Genomic DNA, 25,980 nt, shown 5'->3' with positions numbered 1-25,980 from the left:
ACGTAACTCACCCGGTTCGGCGTTATCGCCTATTCAGGCTGGCAGATCTCTTTTCGCAGGACAGCAAGTGCCGTCCGCCACAACAATCCGGCGATGATGGCAACCAACAACACCAAAAGCCCCCATCCCAGAGCCGCGAAAACCGGAGAGCCAGACAAAGCGGCATATCGGAACGATGCTATGGTTATGGCGGCGATCGGAAAGGACAGAGCCCAGAACGAAAGGGCAAAGGGCAGCCGGAACAGTCCTGGCGTTTGCAGCAACACCAACGCGGTAAAAAACATCCCAAGGTTATAAAGCACGCGGCCCGGCGCATCGAGGACACCGCCATTCAATTGAAGCCACGCGAGAAACGCGACCGCTGGCGGTGCGATCATTATAGTCAGCGTCGGACGCAACTTGCCCGGCAACGGGTCGTGAAACACCAGTCGATTGAAAACCAATGTCTGAAGTACGATCCAAAAGAGCACCCCAATCGAGAAAAAGTACCAGCTGGCGTCCACGAACCCCAAGGATACTCCTGCGATCGGCGCAACGACATTCCCAACCGCCGGGATAAACCACGCGGGCGACATTTGCCCCACCCCAAAGCCACGGTGGCTGATCCAGCTTGTCACGATAGCAAGCGTTAGGATGCCTTGCAGCAAAGCTCCGAAAAGCCAGATACTTGTCGCAAGCCCGGGGCTGACCCCACGCAATACAACAGCCCAAAGCAAAAGCGATATGCTGATCGCCGGGAAAAAAGCCAGCTTGATCGGATGATTCCATTCCGCAGACACGGCACCGGGATGTTTGACCGCTTTGGCAGCATAGAGAACCGCCTGAGCCGCGAACACCAACGCCGCGAGCCCGGCAATCAGATGGCTGACGGTTGAAAAACCCGCCGCCTCGACCGCAAGTGATGTCCCCAAAAGCCCCATAACCGCGCTGAAAAACGCGACCGGGAAATGCTCTAACCGGTTATTGGCAATTGGTGTTTCGGACGTTGTTTCGGCCATCACTTGATCTTTCTTCGTTCAGCGTCGACACCACAAAAGGCCTGTGCTTGGCAAACTTACTCTGCGGCGTTGTCGATGTCAGTGGACACAGTCATCGCCCGCCACGCGTCATATTGGGACAAGAACACGCGTCCATTCAGTTCGTGGATGAAATGCGTTTGTTGCAATCGGTCCATCACCGGCCCTTTGACTTCGGACAAGTGCAAGCCAATCCCCAGATCGGTCAGGCGTTGATTGATCGCCTCGAGGCTTTCCAGTGCCGAATAATCAACCTCGTTTACGGCCGAGAACATCAGGATCACGTTCTTGATCGCACAGCCCTCGGACACCCGCGCCTGAACGAGGTCTTCGAGGAAGCGGGCGTTTACGAAGTAAAGGCTTTCATCCACTCGCAGGCTAAGAACGGTTGGGTCAGTTTCGACGCTGTGCCGATTGACATTGCGGAAATGCTGAGTGCCCGGCATCAGACCGATTTCCGCCACATGTGGCCGTGAGGTTTTGTAGAGGTGCAGCAGAATTGAAATGCCAACACCCGACGCGACTCCAACCTCGACACCCAATGCCAAAGTCAAAACGATTGTGGCAGCGACTGCGGTAAAGTCGGCTTTGGAATAGCCCCATGTTTTCTTGAGGATCGAGAAGTCAACCAGGCTAAGAACGGCAACCACAATCGTCGCCGCCAGCGTTGCGTTGGGCAGGTAATAGACCAGCGGCGTCAGCGCGACGGCGGCAATTGCAAGTCCAACCGCGGTAAAGGCACCGGCCGCCGGAGTTTCCGCGCCTGCGTCATAGTTAACGACCGACCGCGAAAAGCCGCCCGTTACTGGATAGCCACCCGTGAAGGCTGCCCCAATATTGGCCGCACCTAGGCCGATGAGTTCTTGGTCGGGGTCGATCCGCTGGCGCTTCTTGGCGGCAAGTGTCTGTGCAACCGACACCGACTCCACAAAGCCGATGATCGAGATCAGGATTGCAGGCACCAGCAATTGCTGCACAAGGTCCGGCGACAGCCCCGGCATCGTCAGAGGTGGCAGGCTTTGTGGAACCTCACCAACGATTTTGACACCTTTGTCGTTCAGCCCGAACAGCCACACCGATATCGTTGTCACCGCGACCGCAGCCACGGGCCCTGCCTTTGTTAGCACATCTGCCAGCTTCGGCGACGCACCAAGACGGCGCAACATTGGCTTGAGTCCCTTACGCACCCAGAACAGAAACGCGGTCGCAAGCCCACCAAGGATCACTGTGATAAAGTTGATTTCTCCCAGGTGTTCACCCAACGAAGACAGCAATTGTGGCAACGTATGGCCATGTGCGCTGACCCCCAGCAGATGTTTCAACTGGCTGAACGCGATCAAAATGCCCGACGCGGTGATGAACCCAGCGATCACTGGATGGCTTAAGAAATTGGCCAGAAAGCCAAGGCGGAAGAGCCCCAGCAACATCAGGAAACCGCCCGACAGGAAAGCCAGCGTCAATGCCGCCACGGCATAGCCCGCCGTCCCCTGCTCTGCCACCTGCCCCACGGCAGACGCGGTCAGCAGCGACACCACCGCCACCGGCCCTACCGCCAATGCGCGGCTGGTGCCAAAGATGGCGTAAAGGATGATTGGTGCGATCGAGGCATAGATCCCTGCCTCGGGCGGCAAACCCGCCAACAAAGCATAGGCCAAGGATTGCGGAATTAGCATGATCGTCACGATCACCGCGGCGATCATGTCATTAGAAAACGCGTTCCGATCATAGGTCCGACCCCAGTCGAGGATCGGGAGGTAGCCGCGAAGATGGTTGATCATGGGTCTTCTCGAATTGGACACGAACAGGGCCATAAGGCCCTGAACGTCTCTTGAATTATGCGGCGCGTACCGACCGCAGGGTACAATTTACTCGGCAGCGACCTTGAGTTTTTCCGGCTTGGCCATCCATTCTTTGCCCTTTAGCATGGCTTTCCAATAGATCGGCGGCAGCAGCTTTTCCTTAAGGAACCAAGCGGCCCGCGATGGTTTGGTTCCATCGATCAGATAACTTGGAAAGCTTGGCTTCAACGTACCGCCATAGCCAAATTCAGCCAACACGATCTTGCCTCGCTCAACCGTGAGTGGGCATGAGCCGTAGCCGTCATATTGCGCAACTGCAGATCGTCCCCGAATGTCGGCCACGATATTGTCCGCCACGGTCGGTGCCTGCTTGCGCGCAGCCGCCGCTGTTTTGGCATTAGGCGCGTTCATCACGTCGCCGAGCGACCAGATGTTATCGTACCGAGTGTGGCGCAGAGTAGCCTGATCGACGTCGACCCAGCCAGCAGCATCCGCCAAGGGCGAGACGCGGATAAAATCGGGTGCAGTCTGTGGCGGGCAGACATGCATCATGTCAAACTCAACCTCGATCGTCGATGGGTCGGCATCCGGCGCGTTAACCGCAAAAGTCGCCTTTTTCGCCGGGCCATCGACCGCGATCAGGTTGTGAAAGAAGTTCAGTGAGGCGTCGTACTTTTTGACATACTCCATCAGTGCGGGGACATAGTCCTTGACCCCAAAGAGCGCGCCGCCTGCGTTCATGAATTGAATGTCGACATTCTTAAGCGCACCGTTGCGGAACCAAGCATCGCCCGACAGATACATCGCCTTCTGCGGCGCACCTGCGCACTTGATCGGCATCGGAGGCTGAGTGAAGAGCGCCCGCCCTTCCTTCAGACCGCGCACAAGTTCCCACGTGTAAGGCGCCAAGTCATAACGATAATTCGACGTGACACCATTGCGCCCGAGCGTTTCTTCCAGGCCTTCGACCTTGCCCCAGTCCAGCTTGAGTCCCGGGCAAACAACAAGGCGGTCGTATTTCACCACGCGGCAGCCATCGAGGATCACCGCGTCATTGTCCGACTCAAACGCGGCCACAGCAGCCTTGATCCAATGTACACCTTGCGGGATGAGTGATCCCATCGTCTTGGCTGTATCCTGGGCGTCAAAGATGCCGCCGCCGACCATCGTCCAACCGGGTTGGTAGTAATGGATATCCGCGGGGTCTATGATCGCAACTGAAAGACCCGGTTTACGCGCCTTGAGGCTGGCCGCAACAGACACGCCGCCTGCCCCGCCACCAACGATCACAACGTCATATTTCGCATCGCCTGTATCAGTCGGTGTCTTGCCGCCGTTGGCGATACGGCGTGCAACACCGTGCATGTCGTACCCTGCAGCTTGCGTCGCGCCAAGAATATCCGCCATCGGCAGGGTTTTTGCCTGACTCAGCGACCAGAGAGTCGCAGACCGCGTCCCCGATCGGCAATAGGCCAGCACCGGCCCTGGCAAATCCCGGAGCGCAGCGCCAAACGCAGCTGCATCCTCATCCTGCACAAGACCGGTCTGAACCGGCAAATACCGGACCTCAAGCCCGGCCGCCTTGGCCGCAGCCTCGATTTCTTCGTGGGTCGGCTGATCCGCGCCTTCGCCATCGGGCCGGTTACAGATGATCGACCGGAACCCGGCCTCTTTCAGCGCTGGAATGTCGTCCGCTGCAATTTGCGGGCTGACAGTGAGCGCATCGTTGATTTTATTGAGTTGCATTGTGATGGACTCACTTGGTTTGGGATTGGCGTAAAATGGCGGCTTTATGCCGCCATTTCTTTTTAGACCCGCTTCAAAGTGCGTTGACAGGCACCTTGAGCATTGGATTTCCATCTTTGTCCTTTGGCACCTCGCCGGCGCGCATATTGACTTGCAATGATGGAATAATCAGCTTCGGCATGTCCAGCATCGCATCTCGTTCGGTGCGGAACTTGACGAAGTCGTACTTGGTCTTGTCGCCACCAACATGGATGTTGTGCGCCTTTTCTTCACCAACAGTGGTTTCCCACTGAATGTCGCGGCCATTGGGACCGTAGTCGTGACACATGAAGAGGCGCATGTTTTCTGGTAGGCTCAATACCTTTTGGATGCTTTCATACAGAGTGCCTGCATCCCCCCCAGGGAAATCGGCACGGGCCGATCCGCCATCGGGCATAAAAAGCGTGTCGCCGACAAAGGCCGCGTTGCCCATCACATGCACCATGCAGGCCGGAGTGTGGCCGGGTGTGTAGATGGCAAAGGCGTCCATATTGCCGATCTTGTAGGTATCGCCATCCTCGAACAGCTTGTCGAACTGGCTGCCATCGCGCTGGAATTCGGTGCCTTCATTAAAGACTTTGCCGAACGTGTCCTGAACGACCATGATCTTGGACCCGACACCAACCTTGCCCCCCAGCTTATCCTGTATATAGGGCGCGGCCGACAAGTGGTCAGCATGGACATGGGTCTCAATGATCCATTCAAGCGTCAAACCGCGTGTCTTGATCTCGTTGATCAGAGCGTCGGCATGATCGTATGTGATCCGGCCTGCCGCGTAGTCGATGTCCATAACGCTGTCGACAATGGCGCAGGCGTCGGATGTGGGGTCTTTCACGATATAGCTGATCGTGTTGGTGGCCTCATCGAAATGGGCCGACACGTCAGGCGTCACGGACATGTTCACAGGGTACTGTGTCATGGGTGCCTCCTTAATAAGTAACGTAGATCGCGACCGGTTCAGGCCCGGCAGGTCTTGATGCCGATGATCGAATAGAGCGGGCAAACACGCACCGCTGCCACGACCAGCATCACCACGCCAATCACCGCAGCACCGTATTTGAACAGTGCGCCGTCAAAGAGCGGCAGACCGCTGCCGAAAGCGAGATAAAGCAGAACTACGCCCAGAACAGCGCGCAGTACTCGGTCGATTGTGCCAACATTGATTGTCATTTCAAAACCCTCCAGAATCAAAGCTGACTCGGTGGTACGCCTTTGTCTCTACCCCTTCAGTGATATTGTCACCTAACGGTTCAGCGGTAGAAGGTCCGGTGATTTGGTCGCAGGCTGTTTGCTTTCAGAGTTTACGCGCTTGCGGCCAAATGCGTGATCTTGCCCCGATCCAGCAATGTGATCTTGCCCCTTGATTGCGCAATAAACCCACGTTTTTGGAAATCATGCAGCACGCGAGAAATCACTTCGCGTGCAGTTCCGAGTTCAGTCGCCAATTGCTGATGTGTCGCGACAAGGTTGTTTTCGTCAGGTGCAAGGCTGATGAGCCGCGCAGCCAGACGCACATCAATCCGCCCAAAAGCGACATCGTCGATGACACGAAAGAGGTCCGTGATACGACGGGCATAGGCGGTAAGAACAAATTCCCGAAACTCGCGCGATGACGCCATCAACCGGTCAAACGCGCCACGTGGGATGGCGACGGCCTTTACCTCGGTCTCGGTGATCCCTTCGGCTGAGTAAGGCTCATGCGCCAGCAAACAAGCAGTGGTCAACACACAGCTTTCGCCAGCCTCTACACGATAAAGGACAATATCGCGTCCACTTTCTGACGTTTGCTGAACACGAACCCGCCCTCTGAGTAAAAACAACAAGTTGTCTGGTACTGACCCAGGTCCGAACACCGCCACCCCAGCCGGAACGGTCATCACGGCGCTTTCCGCGACAAGCTGATCTTTCACAGGCTGCGGCAAGGTGCTGAGGCCGCGAAACTGTTCGATCCAGCCCGTATCCGCCATGTAAAGCTCCTTGGGATTTCGAAGGGTTTTACTCTCGTTGCTTCATGCAACGCCGTCAAACGGGTTGTCCAGCACGCCGACCAGCGGCATTAGGAACGCCCCAGTTTCGGGATTGATCGCTTCGGAATAGAACTGATCCACCGCTGCCACAGCGTCCGATACGCTGCCGGCCGAACCATCGAACTCCGCCATGACCGCTATCGCATTGTCCACGTCAGACATACCGCGATGCACTGCATACAGCGCACCGATATCGGTTTTGGCCGCAAGATAGTCCCGGTCAGCAAGCTGCTGGTTGATAAAATCCTGTGACGCATCAGGCGATGGATCTGCCTTGGCACCTTCAAGGACTGCGAGGATGAACTGATCGGGGTCGACAGCACCGCTGTTCAAGACACCCACCCAGAAATCAAATCCGTCCTGATCCGGCACCCGGCCCAGCACATTGTTGTAGACTGCGGTCGCAAAGGCATCGTTGCTCATATCCGATGGATATGTCGCACGTGTTTCGACCTGATCAATGAAGTCCGACGCGATCTGTTCAATCGAACGGCCATTCGCGAACGCAGTGCCCCAAAAATTCAGACCCAAAGCATCGGGCGCACGGTTGAAATAGGCAATATACAGCTCGACGAAACTCTCCAATTGCGCCCCAGTCAGGTTTGCGGGACCACCGAATTCACGCAAATCAAGCGTGCTGCGGTCGTCTTCGGAATAGAACTCAACAAGCTCGACGTTGCGCAACGTGTCAGTCCCTGCGCCGTCAACGCTGCGATCCCGCACCGTGACGGCGTCTGCACCAATGGTGATCGTGTAGGACGACTGGTCGCCCGAGAAATACACCAAGTCGCGCCCCCCACCACCGTCGATCACATCATTGCCCTGGTAGCCCTCAAGCTCATCATTGCCGCCACCACCGCGCAGATCGTTGTCAAAACGGTTGCCATTGATCCAATCGTCAAAGCGCGATCCGGTGGCGTTTTCGATATCGCCCATGAGCCAGATCATCTCGGTCGGTGCTGAATCGACCAGCCGTCCGTTGAACTGATCCGACGGCAGAGCAAAGCCAGACAGTGTTTCCACGAGTGGTGTTGCCTGAAAATCGGGTAGGAAGATCGTCCATCCTTCGGACTGGTCGGACGCATCTGCCCGATCTTCGCCGCTGGCGTCCCAAATGCTGTAATAGAAATTTTCGCTGGTCAGACGAAGATTTGAGTCTCCCGCATTCGTCGATGTGTTGACACCATAGAGAAACTGCAGGCCCAACACGTCCAGAACCATGGGCGTTGCCGGATCCCAACTCTCCAATTCATCCTCGTTCTGGTCCGAATAGGACATCATCGTGAACCAATCGAGGTCACGCACTACTGACTGATCCAAGGTGTCCAGTGTTGGCCGTCCCGGGCTGCCGTCAAATGGGTGCTTGAGCCCCATTGCGTGCCCAATTTCATGGATGACCGTATAAAACCCATCAGATCCCGGCTGAAAGCTTGATGTGGCGTTGACCTCAGCTGAGAAATTCATGAAGACGTCGCCGCCTTCGGTCTCGTATTGCTCGAACTCCGTGAACGGTTCAGGACCGGGATAATAGGCGTAGGCCAGCGTCCCATCATCCACCTCTGTATTGTCCAACGTATAGACAATATCTGCACCAGATTCGCCTGCAGCTATCGGGTTATTGAAGTCACCCAGAAAAACGAAATCAACGTTGATATATTGCTCAATGGACGACAGCGCCAAATCGAATGTTTGAACAGCTCCCTCACGGTCGATCCAGGTGCCGTTGAGGCCATCGGCCAGCGCCCAGGTAACTGTTGTAGATTCAGACAAATCCCAAACATAACCATCGACCAAGACATCAATGATCTCGTCACCAGTGGGATCAAACGTGAATGCTGTAAGAAAGGCCATGCGGGTCTCCGGTACGTACAAGCGATGATAAAAGCCCAAGCGAGATCTAGGGCGTTCTGAGCCTAAATGCCCCGGAAGTTGGGGCGGTTCGGAAAGAAGTTGCGGCAAGCCGCAATTAAGTAAAGTCGCATCAATCAAGCCATTGTGGCGACAGCGTGACGTCTAGACCATCCAAAATCCGTTTTTCTTGATCTTCTGTCGGATCGGCTGTTCGCGGCTGGGCAAATGCGCGCGGTAGAATAATGCGCGGACCTTGTGACCTCGATTTTGATAAATCATGCGCTTAAACGGCTCGTACTCTTTTAGCAGACGTTTGACCGGGTTCGGGGCTGAAATCTCTTCAAGCAGATCAACCACCTCATCGCTTTCGCGTGCATATAGCAAAGGCATGTTCCGGTAATGCGACGTCGTTGCCCCATCAATGAAGCCTTCAGGCAAAGCGTCCCTGCCTCCACCGAATTTATGAATAACCAAGGGCAATGCGATTTGGTCGAGCCACGGGGTCAGTTGCTGACACACAAGTTCTGGCGGCGGGTCTTTCCGGATCGACAAAGCCATATCCAGAAATGCCTGACCAAACACATGCGGGCAGTTGTAGTAGAAAAAACCAGCATTGAAGTAGAGATACCGACGCCAGTATTCATCCGGCTGCGACAGATCAAGCGAGCTTTCAAAATCGAGACCGAACCGATCGTAGAGCGACTTCCAAATCGCAGCATAACCCGGCCCGTACAGCTCTAGCTGTGGCCATGTGCCTTCTACCCGCAGCGACGCGCTTGGTTTCGAGAAATCGAACGGCACCTCGGCAAGGTCACCCGTAACCAATGTGTCGGTGTCGAAAAAGACGAAGGGCTCGCCTTTCGGCAACGCGAACAAAGCTTCAATCTTGTTACCATAGGGATAATCGCTGCCGAAATGCTGGCTGCGGAACGGCAGGATCGTTGCGCCCTGTGCCAACAGCATTTCGCGCAATGGTTCCGGGCGGATGGTGGGATCGGTTTTCCACGCCTCGCCCGCCTGCGGCTCTGCCACGTAAAGCTTGAAGCGTGGATCGGGAGTGTTCCGCCGCAACGACAAAGCGAACAAAAGGGATTCGTAGGCCAATCGCCCCATTTGCCCGACGATCATGATGTTGACGGTATCTGGTTGTGCCGGACGGCGTGCCATGACGTTCCTCAGGCGAACTGCTCTTACTCGTTTTTTATCACTATAGGCACGCTGTCACCGAAGGCATAGAGCAGAGATCATTCCGACTGGATCTGATAGACAAGTGTTACACTTGCGCGCAATTCAGTTTCGCCCTGAGCCACCGGAACACTTTCATCCGACATCCGTGCCATGTTCGTCAACTGTGGCTGCGGCGCGCGTGCACCAGTCTCATTCAGGCTAATCAAAGGACCAAGCGTTACTTTGGCAGCGTCCGCGTACAGTTCCGCCTTCGCCCGGGCATCCGCCACAGCTCTGACACGGGCCTCGTTCATGAGTGGCGCTGGGTTTGAGACCTTGAACTGCAATCCACCAAGCTCGTTCGCGCCGTCTGTCAAAACTGCATCCAGAACGCGACCCAACGCGTCAAGGTCGCGCACCCGCACCGTGACACGGTTTGATGCACGGTAGCCGTCAATCGTCGGTCTGGTGTTTGCCGAGGACCGGTTGGACCACACCGGCGACAGGTTCAAATCCGAAGTCTGGATGTCGCGGGCCACAACACCTGCCTCTGTCAATCGGTCGAGAATCGCTGCCGTGATGTCAGAGGTTTGATCCATTGCGTCTTTGGCTGTGTCTGCTTCGGCAGATGCCCCCATATTGATCACCGCCATGTCCGGAACCGCGAACACGCTACCCTCTCCGGTGACAACAATCTGGCCCTGTGCCTCGGCACAAACCGGAGAAATCCCCACGACCAAGACAATTGCAGCAAAGAAACATGTGACTTTGGACATGACGACCTCTATTTTCCGTGCACAGCTTGTTCCACCATTACGCCGCGCAAGGTTGCTGACAAGCGCCGAATTTTCCCCGCGCGAAAGTTTGCTTTGTGGCGTTCAATACGCGCGTAAGTGACTCCCATCCCTCGCAAATGACTGCTAAAATACACTTATGAAGCCAGACTTTGCCCTGACCCTTTCTTTTGATGGTATCTCGCTGTTGCGTCGTGTCCCCAATGGGTGGACGCCCGTTGGTGATGTGGCACTTGATGCAGAAGACCTGCGCGGCGCTTTGGCCGACTTGCGCTCGGCTGCGGATGCGATGTCATCGCGTGGCGGTCAGGTTAAGCTGGTCATTCCGAATGAACAGATCAAATACCTGACCATTCCCGACACTGGTCAATCCGGCGACGCGCTGCAAAACGACATGCGGGCCGCGCTGGATGGGGCCACGCCTTACGCCGTCGATGACCTGAGCTTTGACTGGTCCCACGATGCGGGCAGCATCCACATCGCAGCCGTGGCCAATGAAACGCTGGACGAAGCAGAGGCTTTTGCCAAAAGCCATCATTTCGACCCGGTATCTTTTGTCGCCATCGCGCCAGACGGACAATTTGCCGGTGAGGTGTACTTTGGTCAGGCGGCAAGTTGGACGGGCGAGGCTCCGGCAAAGGATGCCGACCCAATTGAAATTGTTGCATCAGACGCGGCTGTCGAGGACGTTCCCGAAAAACTGGTTGTTGAGCCCGAGGTTCTAGACGTCGCACCCGAAGAACCGGATGACATTGAAGCTGACAACCCGGTTCTCGAAATTACAGACACCCCGGAGCCAGAGGTATCCGAACCACCGACGGCAAGTAGAGATGCGACTGATGCGTTAGCCCCCGGAGCCGCGGATTGGGATACACCTGTATCTACAACTCTGGCCCCAGCGATGGATGAGGTTCCAGAGACGTCCAGACCTACGCTTTCTGCGCAGCCCTCTGAGCCTACTGCTGCACCTTCGTTTTCGTCCATCCGCGCCTCGCGCTCCGCTGCGCCCGACGGTGACGCGCCAGCAGCCCCGCGTGTGGAACCGCCTGTGGTCGACACGCCAGACGCACCACGATTCAAACTTGGCGGTGCGCGCAAATCGACACGTGACAGCGATATCACAGCCCCAGTCTTACAGGATGATCCGGTAGAAGAACCGGTCGAACGCAAGGGCTTTGGCTTTTTCAGCCGTCGAAACCCCGCCCCAGATGCGCCAGTCAAAGAAACGCCCGTAGAAGCCTCACCTCCGCCTTTGACTGCGCAAGACACGGGCGCACCCGATACGACCGCCAAACCAAAGCATGACCCGGCCCCCGCCCGCGCCGCAGTTGCACGAATCGCTGCAATGCGAGCAGGTCGCAATCCTGATGCAAAACCGGAAGCGGCACCTCAGGCACAGGACGAACGCGCCCGCATGACGGTATTCGGGGCCCGTGCCGAGCCGCAAATCGGCGGGAAGCCCCGGTTCCTTGGCTTGATGCTGACCAGCGCGCTGTTGATCTTTCTGCTGGCCGTTGCCGCATGGGCCAGCGTGTTCCTCGACGAAGGCGTGTCGCGATTTTTCGAACGTGACGATGAAACACCGTCAATAGCACGCATGCCGGACGTCGAACTTTTGCCGCTTGATGGTTCAATCACAGCGCCCGTCGAGGACGATGCAGAAACACAAGTCGCAGCATTGGGTGGCACTGAGACAACCTTTGACACTGACACTGGGTTGTCCGACGTTCTTCCTCCGCCAGCGGCGCTGACACCGGAAGAAGCCGATGCTCGCTATGCGGCAACAGGAATTTGGCAGCGCTCACCCGCAGCCCCGTCAACACCGACGCAAACCACTCTGGATGATCTCTATGTGGCGTCGATCGACGGGCGGGTTGAGCAATTTGATGCGGTAGCCCTGCCTCGTGCCGAGGCATTGCGCAACGATCAAACCTATCTGTCACAGCCCAACCCAGCCGCGCCGGGAACACAGTTTGCCCTGGATGAGCGTGGTCTCGTGATCGCTACGCCAGAAGGTGCTTTGAATCCAGACGGCGTACGCATTTTCGCGGGCTTGCCACCGGTCGTCCCACCTGTCCGTCCGGCCCCGGTCGAAGTAACCCCCGAACCCACCGAGGATGGCACCATAGCCGCCGTAGCGCCCGAACTGGAACAATTCCGCCCTCGGTCACGTCCAGATGGCTTGATCGAAGGCAACGAGCGCGCCCAATTGGCAGGTCGCACCCGTGCCGAACTTGCCGCCTTGCGGCCCGCCGCACGGCCCGAGACCCTCAAGGCTGAGGAAGAAGAAGCGCAACCAGACGCGACTCAATTCGCTGTGGCGCAATCTGTCGCCCCGGTGACGCGGCCACGCAACTTTTCCCAAATCGTCGAACGGTCGCGGGTTCAGCAGCGGTCCCAGCCCGCCGAAGTTACGCAAGTCGCTGCCGTCGCGCCGCGCACAGTGCAACCGCGCATCCCATCGACGGCCAATGTCGCCCGACAGGCCACTGTGTCGAACGCCATCAATCTGCGGCGCATCAACCTGATCGGGGTCTATGGCAAACCATCAAGTCGCCGCGCGCTCGTGCGGTTGTCGAACGGTCGTTATCAAAAGGTTAAGGTAGGTGATCGTCTTGATGGCGGGCGCGTTGCAGCGATAGGCGAAGACGAACTGCGTTACTCCAAGAACGGCCGGAATGTTGTGTTGGATATGCCGGACGGGTAAACATGCAACCCGCCGCCCAATCCTTCACCGCAAGACACTCGATTGCCACTTATTTCGGCACCCCGCTCGCGATCTGGTTGCGTTCGCAGGGCGAAAACGCGCATCCTGTCTGCAGTTCGAAAGGCATAATCTGAATGGGTGAATTTCTCTTCCTGGCGTCGGTTTTTCTGCTGGCTGCGGTGATTGCCGTGCCCATCGCTGCACGTTTGGGCTTGGGATCCGTCCTGGGATATCTGCTGGCCGGTGTCGCCATTGGCCCGGGGTTGGGTTTGGTTGCCGACACGACGGACTTGCAGCACTTTGCCGAATTTGGTGTCGTGATGATGCTGTTCCTGATCGGACTGGAGCTAGAGCCACGCGCGCTGTGGGACATGCGCCACCGACTGATTGGGCTGGGTGGACTGCAAGTGCTGATTACCATGCTTGCCGTGATGACCGGTGCCATTTATCTTGGTTTTGTATGGCAAACCTCGCTTGCGATTGGGATGATCTTTGCGCTGTCCTCGACTGCGATTGTTCTCCAAACCCTCAGCGAAAAAGGTCTTATGCAGACCAGCGGCGGAAGGTCCACATTCTCCGTCCTTTTGACCCAAGACATCGCCGTTATTCCGATGTTGATCATCCTGCCCCTGCTGGCCGTGCCGTCCATTCCGTCGTTGAACGAAGATGGGTCGATCACACGCAGCGTTCTGGAAAACGACGTCGCACATGGGCACAGCATGTCCCTTGTCGAAGGTTTGCCAGGTTGGGGTGTAACGCTCGTGACGTTAGGCGCTGTGGCCCTGATCATTTTGGGCGGCGTGTACGGTGCGCGTCCGCTCTTTCGCTATATCCATGCCGCCCACCTGCGCGAAATGTATACGGCGCTGGCACTTCTGATCGTGATCGGCATCGCCTTTCTCATGACTGCGGTAGGGTTGTCCCCTGCCCTTGGCACCTTCCTCGCTGGAGTTGTTCTGGCCAACAGTGAATTCCGCCACGAGCTGGAATCGGACATTGAACCCTTCAAGGGCTTGTTGCTTGGCCTGTTCTTTATCACTGTCGGCGCTGGCATCGACTTTGGCCTGCTCTTTTCAGAGCCAATTTCAATCCTCGGGCTTGCTCTTGGGATCATGTTGCTCAAGTGGATCATCCTTTACGGCCTTGGCCGCGCCTTCAAACTGCGTGGGCGGGATCAATGGCTTTTCACACTTGGCCTTGCCCAAGCCGGTGAATTTGGGTTTGTCCTGATTTCCTTCTCGCTTCAGCAATCCATCTTGCCCGGCTATCTGGCCGATCGGCTGCTGCTCATTGTAGCGCTGTCGATGCTTATCACACCGCTGGCCTTTATCCTTTACGAGGTCCTGTCCAAGCGCCTCAAGGATAGCGACAAAGCCCTCGAACATGATGAAATCGATCAGCAAGGCACTGTGATCATCGCCGGAATTGGGCGGTTTGGTCAGATCGTCAATCGGTTGGTGCAATCCGTTGGGGTCAAGACCGTCGTGATCGACAACAACCTACAAACCATTCAGCTGATGCGCCGCTTTGGCTATCAGGGCTTCTTTGGCGACCCGCTCCGCCCAGACCTGCTCCATGCGGCTGGTATTGACAACGCGCGCGTCCTGATGGTGGCTTTGGATGATCCAATTGCGGCCGAACGTTTGGTTACGTATGCGCGTCGCTTGCGCCCCGACATCCACATCGTCGCACGGTCACGCGACCGGACACACACCTACCGGCTGTACAAGGCCGGAGCGAATGACATCGTGCGCGAACTGTTCGACAGCTCTTTGCGGGCTGGTCGCTATGTGCTCGAGAACATTGGTCTAAGTGATTACGAAGCGTCCGAAGCAGAAAAGCTGTTCTACCAACATGACCGCTATACTGTACGCGAATTGGCTGACCTGTGGGATCCGAACATCCCATCGGCACAGAATGACGCATATATCGCCCGCGCGAGGGAGCTTGAAAAAGAGCTTGAGGCATCATTGCTGACCGCACTGGAAAACAACAACGACGACGCAGCATAAAAAAACGGCCCCCATTGGGGCCGCTTTCTTTAACCCAATCAGGTTGTATCAGGCCGCAGCAGGTGCACGCGACAACAGGACATCGCCAACCTGCTTGGCAGCTTCGAGTTCGTCACCACCCGACGTTGCAGCGATCTCGCGGGTCAAACGCTCAAGCGCGGCTTCATACAGCTGACGCTCGGAATAGCTTTGCTCGCGCTGATCGTCGGCACGATGCAGGTCACGCACCACCTCGGCGATCGCGATCAAATCACCCGAGTTGATCTTTTGTTCGTATTCCTGCGCACGACGCGACCACATGGCCTTTTTGACCTTGGCCTTGCCTTTGAGCGTCTTCATCGCCTGGTTCACAACATCGGGTGAACTCAGGGACCGCATTCCGATTTCCGTCGCTTTGTGCGTTGGCACGCGCAATGTCATCTTGTCTTTCTCGAACGAGATCACAAACAGCTCAAGTGTAATGCCAGCGATCTCTTGCTCTTCGATCGATACGATCTGGCCCACACCATGTGCAGGGTACACAACGTAGTCATTTGGACGAAATTCGGATTTTTTCGACTTGGTCATTCAGAACCTTCCTTGGCATATAACCATGCGGCACAGACAAAAATAACGAACGGAGGCAGCGCTTCCGGTCGTTTTCTTTCAGAGTATCGAAACAAGCTACGTCAGCTTAAATTCCAAGCACCGAGAGGCGCATGTCCCACAGGTCTCATTTATGAAATATGTATACCACAAAAATGGGCTTCGCGGTAGTGGCACACCGGAAAGGGTTAAGTGATTGAAAATCAATCACTTGCACGGCAGCCTAGAACTGCTTCGCGCCATACATGCGAATCATTAACCGCCTTCGCCAGGCGCTTCAGAAAAGTACTTTTCAAGCTTACCGCTTTCGCCGTCCCGCTCTTCGGCGTCTGGCAGCGGGTCTTTCTTGGTGATGATCACCGGCCACATTTCCGAGTACTTGCGATTGAACTCAACCCATTTGTCCATGTCCGGCTCTGTATCCGGGCGGATCGCATCTGCCGGGCATTCCGGTTCGCAGACCCCACAGTCAATGCATTCATCCGGGTGAATCACCAACATGTTTTCACCCTCGTAGAAACAGTCCACTGGGCAGACTTCGACACAGTCGGTAAATTTGCAGGCGATGCAGGCATCGTTGACAATGTAGGTCATGCGGTTCGTCCATCGATCGTTCGCAAGCTAGCTAAGCCACTCGGAAAAATCATTCAAGAAGGTCTGACCGGGTTTGTTGCAAGGCGCGACGATCTTTCTTGGTCGGACGACCTTTGCCTTCAAAACGAGGCACTGGCGCTGCAGCTTCACGCGGCTTGGGTGGGTCTAGATCATCGTAAAGCAAACGCGCCTCTGGTGCTGGCCCGCGACGCTCTCCCAATTCGAGCACTTTGATCACACGGACATCATCACCCTGAGGGAATGTAAGCACATCCTCAGACGAAACCGCGTAGGCCGGTTTTGAAATCGGCTGAGCGTTCACGCGTACCTTCCCGCCAGACACGACCTTTGCAGCAAGGCTGCGCGTCTTAAAGAAACGCGCATGCCAAAGCCACTTGTCGATACGCAGCTTCTGGACCGGTTCAGTCAATTCAATCCTTATTCCGCAACCCCATCAGGGCTGCGGCGAATGGATTATCCGGATCGATCTGCTTTTCTTTCTTGGGTGGACGCGCCTGGAATGACTTCGCACCGCCGTCGCGCGGTTGGCCCTTGCCTTTGGGCTTGCCCTTGCCACGTGGACGGTCGCCCTGCGGTTTGCCGCCATCACGCCGGCCCTTGCCACCATCGCGGCGCGGTTGCCGGTCTGGGCGATTGCCGCGCCATGTGAAGGTGTAAAAGACCTCGGTTTCGGGCCCAGCCAAAGCGGCGTCGGGTGCCGCGCCGGGGTCGATCTCAGTCTCGGAATTGGCGGGCACCGGCGTCTCTGCAGGCGCATCTGTCGGTGCGTCAGCAACCGGGGCTACAGTACCTTCCGGCATCGCCGCGGCAACATCTGAAACATCGGCCGCATCAGGGGCATCCGCGGGGGCCGCATCCGCTCCGGGTGCGCCCTCTTGCCCAGCATCCATCACCGGCGTGTCTTCAACCGGCACAGCACCGTCTGTTGCTGCGTCCTGTTCAGTTGCTGTTGCCATGTCCGCCTCGGGAACGACGGCATCCACGGCACGCACTTTCTCGCGCTCACTCTTTTCGGCTTTATAACCAAGGCCGCCCATCAGGTCGGCGAATTGTTCAAGCGTCAATCCCGTGATCGACAACATGTCAGGGTTCGCCTCGAACCCACCCCGGCTGTCCTGCGCACGCAACAGATCAGCCAGACGTTCTAGCATATCGATCCGGATCGCCCGATCACCCGCAGCGCGATACCCCGACACAGTGTGATGCTCAGCCGGTGTGCCCGGCGTGTTCGGCACCGTCACCAGACCAGGAGGCGGCGCTTCTGGGAACACGTCCAAGTTCTTAGCCAAGCTCCAAAGCACCAGACGCAATCGTGTTGGCGCGGGCTTCAACAACAGCGGCATAAACACCGTAAACTGACCAAAGCGAATGCCATGTTTGCGCAGCATTCCGCGTGCATCCTGATCCAGCGCTTTGACATCGTCAGCCACTTCGGCACGTGGCAGGATGCCCATGGACTCGACCATGCGGAACGCGAAACCGCGCGCCAGACCATTCAAGGTGTCGTCTTTCTGAAGGTTTACCAGCGGCTCAAACAGCGCGGCGATCTTGCGGTCAATAAAGTGCTGCAGTCGGCGCTGCACCTTTTGCGCCACATCTGGCCCAGCCTCTTCATCGACAAAGGCAACGATGCGCGGCTTGAGTGGGTCATCGCCCGCCGCGAGCTTGCCAACCGCCTGTTCACCCCACATGAGGCCACCTTGTTCGGTGTAATCCATCTCGGTATCGGGCGCGTTGTAGAACCTGTCCGCCCGAAGATGGAAATGCGGAGCCAAAGCCTGCAACGACGCGGTTTTCAGCGTCTTAGCTTCCTGCCCGGTTGCGTCCTTGTCCTGGCGGAACCGGAACCCCTCAAGTCTGCCGACGAATTCGCCTTCGACGGTTACTTCACCTTTGTCATTCACTTCGGCCAAAAGGGCCTCCTTCTGCTTCAATCGGCGCAAGAGCACGGATGTGCGCCGATCAACAAATCTTTGGGTCAGGCGCTCGTGCAGCGCATCCGACAGTCGGTCTTCTACAGCGCGCGTCAGTCCACGCCAATGGCTTTCGTCATGCACCCACGCATTCCGCTGCGCGACATAGGTCCATGTGCGGATATACGCCAATCGTTTCGACAACGTGTCAATGTCGCCATCTGTCCGGTCGATCCGATTGACCTGCCGCCCCAGAAAATCATCCGGGATAGCGCCGCGTTGGTTCAAGTGTCCGTAGATAACTTCCAAAAGGCCCGCATGTTCCGCATGACTGATCCCCCGGAAATCGGGAATGCGGCATACGTCCCACAGCAATTGAACAGATTTCGGATCGGTCGCCCGTGCCTGAACCTCGGCAACGGCACTCAACGCCTTGAGCGCCTGAAGATCGTCCGCCTCACGCGCTTTGATCAACAACTCGTCATTTGGGCTGGCTTCAAGCGATGCAATCAAAGCATCAATACTGCCGAACCGAAGTTCCGGATTGCGCCAGTTCAGCTTCCTAAGCGGTGTAAAACGGTGGTTGGTGATCGCCTCGGCCACCTCGTCTGAGATCGGTCCCGCCTCGCCCGTTACGCCAAACGTCCCGTTCGCCATCCCGCGCCCAGCCCGACCTGCGATTTGCGCCAGTTCATTGGGCATCAAGGGCCGCATTCGCCGCCCATCGAATTTGGTCAGAGACGAAAACGCGACATGGTTGATATCAAGGTTCAGCCCCATCCCGATCGCATCGGTGGCCACAAGGTAGTCCACCTCACCATTCTGGTACAGATCAACCTGAGCGTTCCGTGTGCGCGGGCTGAGCGCGCCCATGACCACAGCCGCGCCACCCTTTTGACGGCGCAACAATTCGGCAATCGCATAGACATTTTCGACCGAGAAACCGACAATCGCTGTACGGGGCTGCAAGCGGCTGATCTTTTTGGAACCCGTATAGGAAAGCTGGCTCATCCGCTCACGGCGCACAAATTTGACGCCCTCAACCAATTCGGAAATCGGCCCCCGCATCGTGTCCGAGCCCATGAACAAGGTCTCGTGCAAACCGCGCATCCGCAAAAGACGGTCGGTAAACACATGACCCCGCTCGGGATCGGCGCACAACTGGATCTCGTCGATCCCGACAAAATCACAGCCCATCCCCTCGGGCATGGCCTCAACAGTGCAGACCCAATATTGCGCACGCGGCGGAACAATACGTTCCTCGCCAGTGACCAGCGCCACCACAGACGGGCCGCGTACATCCACTATCTTGTCATAAACTTCGCGCGCCAAAAGACGCAGCGGCAGACCAATCATGCCCGTGCGGTAGCCCAGCATCCGTTCGATGGCGTAATGGGTTTTGCCTGTGTTGGTCGGGCCAAGAATGGCCGCAACCCGTGCATGTCCGGCCATGTTGACGTCCTTTGCCGTCCTGCTCGGGCGTCAGATGATCTAGAGCGTCTGCCCGTTCACCCGAAGCTCCAACCGCTCCAACGCGTCAATCACGGCGGAATCGTGCGGTCGCAGGCTGAGTACCCGCGAATAGGCATCATACGCAAGGTGAGGTTTATCGACCTGCTCGAATATCGCGCCCAATCCGCGCAATGCGCCAAAATGATCGGGGTTCAGCGCAAGTGTCCGCTCCAGCGCATCCGCTGCAGGGCCGAACATGTCGGCCCGGTAATAAGCCAGCGCAAGAGTGTGCCACCCTTCTGCAAAATCAGGCGCATGATCGGTCAGCGCGCGCAAATGCTCCATCGCGACGGTCAATTCATCGACATCCAGCGCGTCCTGCCCCCGCTTGAGCAAAAGGTCCATCGTCGCTGATCCGGATTTTGACCACTCCTGCCGCACTTGTTTTTCAAGTCTGTCCGCCGCACGCTCGTCTTCAGCCTGCGCAAGCTCGTCCATCAGATCAACTGCAGGATCATCTTGTGCTTGCAACGGACCTACGGCCGCACCAATTGAAAAAAGAAATGCCGCAACGGCAGATTTGTATTTGCGCATTGTGAACCTCATAACCACCTTTGAGTTTAGCGTGAGGTTTGGCAAATGCCACCCTTACACCCCAGGACACGATCACAAGGAGACGAGCGAATGAGCGAAGTTGTGACACAGGCAGTCACCGCCATGAACGAAAAGCTGGACGGCAGCGGCATCGACGGCACCGCGCAGTTCAACATCGAAGGCGAAGGCAGTATGGTTGTCGACAGCGATGGGGCCCGCGAAGGTGCGGCGGATGCCGACGTCACGTTCAACGCCGACGCGGACACCTACCGCGATATTTTCGACGGATCGCTCAATCCGACATCCGCTTTTATGTCCGGTCGCCTGACCATTGACGGCGACATGGGCATGGCAATGAAACTGGCTGCCAGCCTCGCCTGATGGCCGATCCCGCGCCCTATCGCGACGACCTGGCCGATGGGCCGGAAACTCAGGCATTTTGGCTGCGCACCTCGGACGGGGTGCGCATTCGTGTCGGATATGCATCGGCGAAAGACGCCAAGGGCACGGTTTTCATTTTACCGGGGCGCACCGAATACATCGAAAAATACGGCCGCAACGCCAAGGATTTTGTCCGCGCCGGATTTGATGTTGTGACAGTCGATTGGCGCGGTCAGGGAATGGCCGACCGCCTAAGTGCCAACCCGATGGTCGGCCATGTGGACCAATTTCTGGATTTTCAGAAAGACTGGTCTGCTGTCCGGGCCTTCGCGCGCGACCGCGCGGCACAGAGCCCGTGGCATATGGTGGCGCATTCTATGGGCGGCTGCATCGGCCTGCGCGCACTCATGGGCGGAAGCGACATGAAATCCGTGGTGTTCACCGGCCCGATGTGGGGCATCGAAATGACCGCATATTTGCGCCCGGCGGCGTGGTTGTTGCCCCGTTTGGCCCAAGCGTTTGGGCAGGGTCATCGCCTTGCGCCGGGCACCTCTATTAAAAGCTACCCGGCATCTGAACCGTTCGAGACCAATCTTTTGACATCTGACCGGGACATGTTCGACTACATGCGCCAACACGTTGAGGCAGAGCCGCAATTCGGTCTGGGCGGTCCGTCTTTCACATGGTTGCGCTCTGCACTTGAAGAATGTGATGCACTCGCAGATCTGAAATCGCCCGCCATGCCCGCGCTATGTTTTGTCGGGTCAAACGAACGGATCGTTGACACTACCCGCATCCGGGAGCGGATGACCCATTGGAAAGGCGGTAAGTTTCTGCTGGTCGATGGCGCGGAACACGAAGTTCTTATGGAAAACGCCAACACCCGTCGTCAGGTGACCGGTGCGGCTGTATCCCTGTTCTCAAGCTTCAAAGCCTAAGCCTTCCCAATCTCGTGCACGCCGCGCGCCTCTGCAGTTGCACCAGCGCGCATCCACGAATGTTCGGATGATATGAAGAAACAGCTCATTCCGTATTGCGACCATTCCTGCGCTTTTTGAGCATTGGCAACCCATGATACATAGGCTTTGCCTGCGGCGCTCGCCGCTTTGCCCACCCGGTTCATTGCCTCGAACAGATCGGCTGACGTTTGGTTTTCATGACCGTACCCAACAGACAGGTCTGCCGGGCCAAGAAACAGCGCATCAATCCCTTCGGTTGCGGCAATCGCCTCACAGGCCTCAACGCCTTCGGGTTCTTCGATCTGCGCCATGACCACGGTTTCAGACTGCGACCGCGCCAGCAGATCGGGCATGGATTGCGTTGCGTAGCCTGCCCACCGGGTCGAACCGGCATATCCCCGCCCGCCCTTACCAAATCTTGCGGACCGCGCAATTTCCGCGGCTTTTACGGCACTGTCGATATGCGGCACGACAATTCCAACCGCACCGCAATCCAACGCCTGCAGGATTTCGCGGGCCGAATTGTCTCCGACCCGGACCAAAACCGGGAAGTCCAGCGCTCGTCCTATCGCGCAGCACGCGTCTACCGCGCTGCGGTCGAACGGGGCGTGTTCGACATCCAGACACACAAAATCAAGTTCGGACTGCGCCAACACCTCAACCACTTGATATGCCGGGGTTTTCAAAAACGTTCCTGCCAAAGGGACGCGCGACAAGAGGCGCTGGCGAAATCCTGCGATTTGCATGGGTGGTCTCCTGATAGTCTGATCCGGCACACCCTACGCCGTGCATCCCGCTTGGCAAGCCTCTGGCGATGCTTGCCCGGCCCCCTATACTCATCATCATGACAAACGCAGTTCTCACCTTTACCGACCGCGGCATCTACTGTCCCGCCGGAGACTTTTACATCGACCCTTGGCGACCCGTGGATCGCGCGCTGATTACACACGGGCATGCCGACCATGCCCGCCCGGGTCACCGCAGCTATCTATGCACCGACGCCTGCGCCCCGGTCATGCGTCACAGGTTGGGAGAAATTTCTGTCGAAACTCTTAAATTCGGCGAAAAGCGTAAAATTGGCGACGCTTTGGTGTCATTCCATCCAGCCGGCCACTTGCCTGGCTCTGCTCAAATCCGGGTCGAGGTTGCCGGCGAAATCTGGGTGGCGTCTGGCGACTACAAGGTTATCCCAGACGGGATATCTGAACCTTTTGAGCCCGTTACCTGCCACAGCTTCATCACAGAGTGCACCTTTGGACTGCCCGTTTTCAAATGGGACGACCAAGACGATGTCGCCAACGACCTTAACGCATGGTGGTCGCGAAATGCAGCTGATGGAAAAGCGTCGATCTTGGGCGCCTATTCGCTTGGAAAAGCGCAGCGTTTACTGTCGATGGTCGATCCCGCGATCGCCCCGATCTTGACCCATGGCGCTGTCGAAAACACCAACGAAGTGCTACGAAATCAAGGTTATACACTGCCAAATACCATCCACGTCACACCCGAACTGAACGTTAAAGATCACCCCGGCGCATTGGTGATCGCGCCACCTTCGGCATTGGGATCGCAATGGGCCCGCCGCTTCGGAGTTGCGTCGACCGCCTTTGCGTCGGGCTGGATGCGCCTACGCGGCGTCCGCCGTCGACGGGCTGCGGACCGAGGTTTTGTTATTTCGGACCATGCTGATTGGGACGGCCTTATGCACGCCGTCAAGGAAACAGAAGCAGAAAACATATATGCAACTCATGGTTACACAGAGATCTTCGCGCGATGGCTGAACTCTGCGGGGTACAATGCCCAAGTCGTCCCAACTGAATTCGGCGGTGATGATGATGAGGCCGACGCCGCATGAAAGACTTTGTCGCTCTGTTTACCACGATTGACCAAACCACCAAGACCAGCCTCAAAACAAAAGCGCTGGCCGAATTTTTCACGACCGCCTCGGATGATGACAAACTTTGGACCATCGCGCTTTTCTCTGGCCGTCGTCCCAAACGTGCTGTGACAACAACTCAGCTGCGCGAATGGGCCGCTGAGCTTGGCGGAATTCCATTATGGTTGCTTGAAGAAAGCTATCCCATTGTTGGCGATCTTGCAGAAACCATTGCCCTGACCCTTCCGCCGCCGAACCAAAACAGCGACTTGCGACTCACCCAGTGGATCACCGAGCTGAAATCGCTTTCCGCCTTGGATATCGACCAACGCAAAGCGCGCATCCTGGACGCCTGGGATCAATTAGATTCAACAGAACGCTTTCTTTTCAACAAGTTGATCACCGGGGGCTTTCGTATCGGCGTCAGTCAAAAACTAATGACCCGCGCCTTGGCACAAGCAACCGATCAGGACGAAGCCAGCCTTGCCCATCGCCTCATGGGCGGCTGGACCCCGGAAACCACCACGTATCATGATCTCATCGAAGCCGAAGACGTAGAAGCTGACGAAAGCCGCCCTTACCCGTTCTATTTGGCTTATCAGTTAGATGGCGCGCCGCACGACCTAGGCGCGCCCAACGATTGGCAAGCCGAATGGAAATGGGACGGTATTCGTGGTCAGGTCATTTTGCGCAATGGCACGCACCACGTGTGGTCGCGCGGCGAAGAGTTGATGACAGACCGTTTTCCAGAATTCGCTCGGTTGGGTGATTTCTTGCCGGATGGCATCGTCCTGGATGGAGAGATCGTTGCGTGGGACGGCACACAGCCGTTCCCGTTTAACACCCTGCAAGCCAGGATCGGGCGCAAGACGGTGCCGAAGAAACTGCTCAAAGACGCGCCTGTGATCCTGCTTGCTTACGATTTACTTGAAGAGAATGGCCAAGACCTACGCGATCAACCGCTGCAAGAGCGCCGCACAAGGTTGGACACCTTGCTGCATGAAATGCCCCAGGATGCACCGGTCAAAGCCGCTCCGCCGCTGCCGTTCGACACGTGGCATGCGCTGGCACAGATCCGAGCCACCGCCCGCGATCATCGGGCCGAAGGACTGATGCTCAAACGCAAGGACAGTCCCTACCTTTCAGGTCGCAAGAAAGGTGATTGGTGGAAGTGGAAGCACGATCCCCTGACCGTAGACGCAGTGATGATCTATGCCCAGCAAGGCCATGGTCGCCGCGCCAACTTGTTCACGGACTTCACTTTTGCGGTCTGGAACGGCAACGATCTCGTACCCTTCACGAAGGCCTATTCTGGCCTTACCGACGACGAATTCCGCACGATCACTGCGTGGGTGCGCAAGAACACACAGCAGCGTTTCGGTCCAGTGCGGCAGGTCACACCACACCATGTGTTCGAGATCGCATTCGAAGGAATCCACGCTTCTCCGCGCCATAAATCCGGCATTGCGCTGCGCTTCCCTCGCATGTCCCGTTGGCGTCATGATAAGCCCCTTCAAGAGGCCAACACGCTCGATGATTTGAAGGATATGCTGGAGACCTATGGTTAAACCCACCGCTGCCGCGCCCGCACCAAGCCCAATTGCGCCCAGCGCAACGCTGCCCGACGATGCCTGCGATGCACATGTACACCTGATTGGTGACGACTTTTCCTTATGGGAAGGTCGGGTCGAAAACCCACCCCCCGGAACTCTGGACACATGGCTTGACCGGTACCGCACGCATCTAGGCGTTCTTGGCTGCACACGTGGCGTGATCGTGCATTCCATCCTCTATGGTGGCGACAACAGTATCACACTCGAAGCGGTGCGGCGCTTGGGCGAAAACTTCCGCGCAGTTTGCCTGATCTCGGATGATGCGACCGAGGCCGACATTCGCGCGCTGGCCGATCAAAACTGCAAAGCGGTGCGTCTGAACTATGTGCATGGCGGGTTGCTCAGCTGGGACGGGATGAAGCGCCTTGCGCCCATCTTGGTCGATCACGGGCTGCATGTAGAAATGCTGGCCCATTCCCATTTGCATTTAGAGGAATTGGCGCCACAAGTGCCCAGTCTGCCGGTACAGATCGTGTTCGATCATTGCGCTTGGCCTGATCCGGCATTGGGCCTCACCGAAGGTCAGAAAGCGCTCGAACGTCTTCTCGCAGATGGCCGCGCGTGGACCAAACTCAGCGCGACGTACCGCCACACGCCGCAACCAAAAGATCTCCTGCAGCGCTTGGCCCGTGCCAATCCCGAACGTATTCTCTGGGGCAGCGATTGGCCCCACCTGATGCTCAACGGTGTCGCGATGCCGGACGCCGGGACACAGCTCAACTGCTTGCTTGACGCAATCCCGGATAAGATCACCCGTCAAAAGCTATTTACCGACAATCCCGCGACACTCTACGGCTTTGCCCCTTGAACCTTTTGCCTGCACGGCACAGGTTCAAA

22 protein-coding genes are annotated in these 25,980 nt (G+C 57.0%); 7 read left to right on the top strand and 15 right to left on the bottom strand.

From position 1 onward, the window contains the following. Positions 1-29 precede the first annotated feature (29 nt). The 9 genes from ACTG4M_RS04685 to ACTG4M_RS04645 all read right to left on the bottom strand — a co-directional run bounded on the left by ACTG4M_RS04685 (position 30) and on the right by ACTG4M_RS04645 (position 10,421). Positions 30-998: an SLAC1 anion channel family protein gene (locus tag ACTG4M_RS04685; protein WP_439122478.1), complete on the bottom strand. Its 969-nt coding sequence runs from the start codon at positions 996-998 to the stop codon at positions 30-32. Between the two features lie 56 nt (positions 999-1,054). Beyond that, positions 1,055-2,794, bottom strand: coding sequence for a SulP family inorganic anion transporter (locus tag ACTG4M_RS04680; RefSeq protein ID WP_439122477.1), 1,740 nt, complete (start codon positions 2,792-2,794; stop codon positions 1,055-1,057). An 87-nt stretch (positions 2,795-2,881) separates the two neighbouring features. Beyond that, positions 2,882-4,561 carry a TIGR01244 family sulfur transferase gene (locus ACTG4M_RS04675; protein WP_439122476.1) on the bottom strand — a complete coding sequence of 560 codons (1,680 nt, stop codon included), beginning with the start codon at positions 4,559-4,561 and terminating at the stop codon, positions 2,882-2,884. A gap of 73 nt (positions 4,562-4,634) precedes the next feature. Next, positions 4,635-5,519 carry an MBL fold metallo-hydrolase gene (locus tag ACTG4M_RS04670; RefSeq protein WP_439122475.1) on the bottom strand — a complete coding sequence of 295 codons (885 nt, stop codon included), beginning with the start codon at positions 5,517-5,519 and terminating at the stop codon, positions 4,635-4,637. Between the two features lie 38 nt (positions 5,520-5,557). Beyond that, positions 5,558-5,770 (bottom strand): YgaP family membrane protein, encoded by a 213-nt coding sequence (locus ACTG4M_RS04665; RefSeq protein ID WP_439122474.1) that lies wholly within the window; start codon positions 5,768-5,770, stop codon positions 5,558-5,560. Between the two features lie 131 nt (positions 5,771-5,901). Next, on the bottom strand, positions 5,902-6,567 hold the full coding sequence (locus ACTG4M_RS04660; protein ID WP_439122473.1) for a Crp/Fnr family transcriptional regulator: 666 nt from the start codon (positions 6,565-6,567) through the stop codon (positions 5,902-5,904). A 42-nt stretch (positions 6,568-6,609) separates the two neighbouring features. Further along, positions 6,610-8,478 (bottom strand): DUF4214 domain-containing protein, encoded by a 1,869-nt coding sequence (locus ACTG4M_RS04655; RefSeq protein ID WP_439122472.1) that lies wholly within the window; start codon positions 8,476-8,478, stop codon positions 6,610-6,612. A gap of 162 nt (positions 8,479-8,640) precedes the next feature. Next, positions 8,641-9,645, bottom strand: a complete 1,005-nt coding sequence (locus ACTG4M_RS04650) for a hypothetical protein (protein ID WP_439122471.1) — start codon at positions 9,643-9,645, stop codon at positions 8,641-8,643. Between the two features lie 77 nt (positions 9,646-9,722). After that, the gene (locus ACTG4M_RS04645; RefSeq protein WP_439122470.1) at positions 9,723-10,421 is read right to left on the bottom strand and encodes an SIMPL domain-containing protein; all 699 of its coding nucleotides are present in this window, start codon (positions 10,419-10,421) and stop codon (positions 9,723-9,725) included. 157 nt (positions 10,422-10,578) lie between these two features. Between ACTG4M_RS04645 and ACTG4M_RS04640 the strand changes: the two genes are divergently transcribed. Then, positions 10,579-13,146 carry a hypothetical protein gene (locus ACTG4M_RS04640; protein WP_439122469.1) on the top strand — a complete coding sequence of 856 codons (2,568 nt, stop codon included), beginning with the start codon at positions 10,579-10,581 and terminating at the stop codon, positions 13,144-13,146. A gap of 134 nt (positions 13,147-13,280) precedes the next feature. Continuing rightward, entirely contained in the window at positions 13,281-15,158 is a 1,878-nt protein-coding gene (locus ACTG4M_RS04635) for a monovalent cation:proton antiporter-2 (CPA2) family protein (protein ID WP_439122468.1), read from the top strand. Between the two features lie 48 nt (positions 15,159-15,206). On the opposite strand, the gene ACTG4M_RS04630 is transcribed toward ACTG4M_RS04635, so the two are convergent. The 5 genes from ACTG4M_RS04630 to ACTG4M_RS04610 all read right to left on the bottom strand — a co-directional run bounded on the left by ACTG4M_RS04630 (position 15,207) and on the right by ACTG4M_RS04610 (position 20,317). Further along, entirely contained in the window at positions 15,207-15,725 is a 519-nt protein-coding gene (locus ACTG4M_RS04630; RefSeq protein ID WP_439122467.1) for a CarD family transcriptional regulator, read from the bottom strand. A gap of 273 nt (positions 15,726-15,998) precedes the next feature. Further along, entirely contained in the window at positions 15,999-16,337 is a 339-nt protein-coding gene (gene fdxA / locus ACTG4M_RS04625) for a ferredoxin FdxA (RefSeq protein WP_439122466.1), read from the bottom strand. Between the two features lie 49 nt (positions 16,338-16,386). Then, positions 16,387-16,767 carry an RNA-binding S4 domain-containing protein gene (locus ACTG4M_RS04620; RefSeq protein WP_439122465.1) on the bottom strand — a complete coding sequence of 127 codons (381 nt, stop codon included), beginning with the start codon at positions 16,765-16,767 and terminating at the stop codon, positions 16,387-16,389. A 1-nt stretch (position 16,768) separates the two neighbouring features. After that, a complete protein-coding gene (locus tag ACTG4M_RS04615; protein ID WP_439122464.1) occupies positions 16,769-19,723 on the bottom strand; it encodes a helicase-related protein in 2,955 nt (984 codons plus the stop codon). 39 nt (positions 19,724-19,762) lie between these two features. After that, entirely contained in the window at positions 19,763-20,317 is a 555-nt protein-coding gene (locus tag ACTG4M_RS04610) for a tetratricopeptide repeat protein (RefSeq protein WP_439122463.1), read from the bottom strand. 90 nt (positions 20,318-20,407) lie between these two features. Here ACTG4M_RS04610 and ACTG4M_RS04605 point away from each other — a divergent pair, with 90 nt between their 5' ends. Continuing rightward, entirely contained in the window at positions 20,408-20,698 is a 291-nt protein-coding gene (locus ACTG4M_RS04605) for an SCP2 sterol-binding domain-containing protein (RefSeq protein ID WP_439122462.1), read from the top strand. Beyond that, positions 20,698-21,636 carry an alpha/beta fold hydrolase gene (locus tag ACTG4M_RS04600; RefSeq protein WP_439122461.1) on the top strand — a complete coding sequence of 313 codons (939 nt, stop codon included), beginning with the start codon at positions 20,698-20,700 and terminating at the stop codon, positions 21,634-21,636. The genes ACTG4M_RS04605 and ACTG4M_RS04600 overlap by 1 nt, the downstream gene beginning before the upstream one ends. On the opposite strand, the gene ACTG4M_RS04595 is transcribed toward ACTG4M_RS04600, so the two are convergent. After that, the gene (locus ACTG4M_RS04595; RefSeq protein WP_439122460.1) at positions 21,633-22,403 is read right to left on the bottom strand and encodes an HpcH/HpaI aldolase family protein; all 771 of its coding nucleotides are present in this window, start codon (positions 22,401-22,403) and stop codon (positions 21,633-21,635) included. The genes ACTG4M_RS04600 and ACTG4M_RS04595 overlap by 4 nt on opposite strands. A 98-nt stretch (positions 22,404-22,501) precedes the next feature. Between ACTG4M_RS04595 and ACTG4M_RS04590 the strand changes: the two genes are divergently transcribed. From ACTG4M_RS04590 to ACTG4M_RS04580, 3 genes are read left to right on the top strand one after another with little or no spacing between them, the layout of a single operon-like run. Further along, positions 22,502-23,509: a ligase-associated DNA damage response exonuclease gene (locus ACTG4M_RS04590; RefSeq protein ID WP_439122459.1), complete on the top strand. Its 1,008-nt coding sequence runs from the start codon at positions 22,502-22,504 to the stop codon at positions 23,507-23,509. Then, complete coding sequence (locus ACTG4M_RS04585) at positions 23,506-25,098, top strand: ATP-dependent DNA ligase (RefSeq protein ID WP_439122458.1); 1,593 nt, start codon at positions 23,506-23,508, stop codon at positions 25,096-25,098. Before ACTG4M_RS04590 ends, ACTG4M_RS04585 begins: the two co-directional genes overlap by 4 nt. Further along, positions 25,091-25,951, top strand: coding sequence for an amidohydrolase family protein (locus ACTG4M_RS04580; RefSeq protein ID WP_439122457.1), 861 nt, complete (start codon positions 25,091-25,093; stop codon positions 25,949-25,951). The genes ACTG4M_RS04585 and ACTG4M_RS04580 overlap by 8 nt, the downstream gene beginning before the upstream one ends. Positions 25,952-25,980 lie beyond the last annotated feature (29 nt).

It is taken from the genome of Marivita sp. (assembly GCF_965656765.1).
Taxonomy (GTDB): Bacteria; Pseudomonadota; Alphaproteobacteria; order Rhodobacterales; family Rhodobacteraceae; genus Marivita.
Note: the sequence above shows the minus strand (reverse complement) of the source record. Positions and strands in the feature narration are given on the sequence as shown.

Coding starts and splice junctions, on each gene's coding strand:
- ACTG4M_RS04685 (WP_439122478.1), bottom strand. CDS start 998: ATGGCCGAAACAACGTCCGAAACACCAATTGCCAATAACCGGTTAGAG.
- ACTG4M_RS04680 (WP_439122477.1), bottom strand. CDS start 2,794: ATGATCAACCATCTTCGCGGCTACCTCCCGATCCTCGACTGGGGTCGG.
- ACTG4M_RS04675 (WP_439122476.1), bottom strand. CDS start 4,561: ATGCAACTCAATAAAATCAACGATGCGCTCACTGTCAGCCCGCAAATT.
- ACTG4M_RS04670 (WP_439122475.1), bottom strand. CDS start 5,519: ATGACACAGTACCCTGTGAACATGTCCGTGACGCCTGACGTGTCGGCC.
- ACTG4M_RS04665 (WP_439122474.1), bottom strand. CDS start 5,770: ATGACAATCAATGTTGGCACAATCGACCGAGTACTGCGCGCTGTTCTG.
- ACTG4M_RS04660 (WP_439122473.1), bottom strand. CDS start 6,567: ATGGCGGATACGGGCTGGATCGAACAGTTTCGCGGCCTCAGCACCTTG.
- ACTG4M_RS04655 (WP_439122472.1), bottom strand. CDS start 8,478: ATGGCCTTTCTTACAGCATTCACGTTTGATCCCACTGGTGACGAGATC.
- ACTG4M_RS04650 (WP_439122471.1), bottom strand. CDS start 9,645: ATGGCACGCCGTCCGGCACAACCAGATACCGTCAACATCATGATCGTC.
- ACTG4M_RS04645 (WP_439122470.1), bottom strand. CDS start 10,421: ATGTCCAAAGTCACATGTTTCTTTGCTGCAATTGTCTTGGTCGTGGGG.
- ACTG4M_RS04640 (WP_439122469.1), top strand. CDS start 10,579: ATGAAGCCAGACTTTGCCCTGACCCTTTCTTTTGATGGTATCTCGCTG.
- ACTG4M_RS04635 (WP_439122468.1), top strand. CDS start 13,281: ATGGGTGAATTTCTCTTCCTGGCGTCGGTTTTTCTGCTGGCTGCGGTG.
- ACTG4M_RS04630 (WP_439122467.1), bottom strand. CDS start 15,725: ATGACCAAGTCGAAAAAATCCGAATTTCGTCCAAATGACTACGTTGTG.
- fdxA (WP_439122466.1), bottom strand. CDS start 16,337: ATGACCTACATTGTCAACGATGCCTGCATCGCCTGCAAATTTACCGAC.
- ACTG4M_RS04615 (WP_439122464.1), bottom strand. CDS start 19,723: ATGGCCGGACATGCACGGGTTGCGGCCATTCTTGGCCCGACCAACACA.
- ACTG4M_RS04610 (WP_439122463.1), bottom strand. CDS start 20,317: ATGCGCAAATACAAATCTGCCGTTGCGGCATTTCTTTTTTCAATTGGT.
- ACTG4M_RS04605 (WP_439122462.1), top strand. CDS start 20,408: ATGAGCGAAGTTGTGACACAGGCAGTCACCGCCATGAACGAAAAGCTG.
- ACTG4M_RS04600 (WP_439122461.1), top strand. CDS start 20,698: ATGGCCGATCCCGCGCCCTATCGCGACGACCTGGCCGATGGGCCGGAA.
- ACTG4M_RS04595 (WP_439122460.1), bottom strand. CDS start 22,403: ATGCAAATCGCAGGATTTCGCCAGCGCCTCTTGTCGCGCGTCCCTTTG.
- ACTG4M_RS04590 (WP_439122459.1), top strand. CDS start 22,502: ATGACAAACGCAGTTCTCACCTTTACCGACCGCGGCATCTACTGTCCC.
- ACTG4M_RS04585 (WP_439122458.1), top strand. CDS start 23,506: ATGAAAGACTTTGTCGCTCTGTTTACCACGATTGACCAAACCACCAAG.
- ACTG4M_RS04580 (WP_439122457.1), top strand. CDS start 25,091: ATGGTTAAACCCACCGCTGCCGCGCCCGCACCAAGCCCAATTGCGCCC.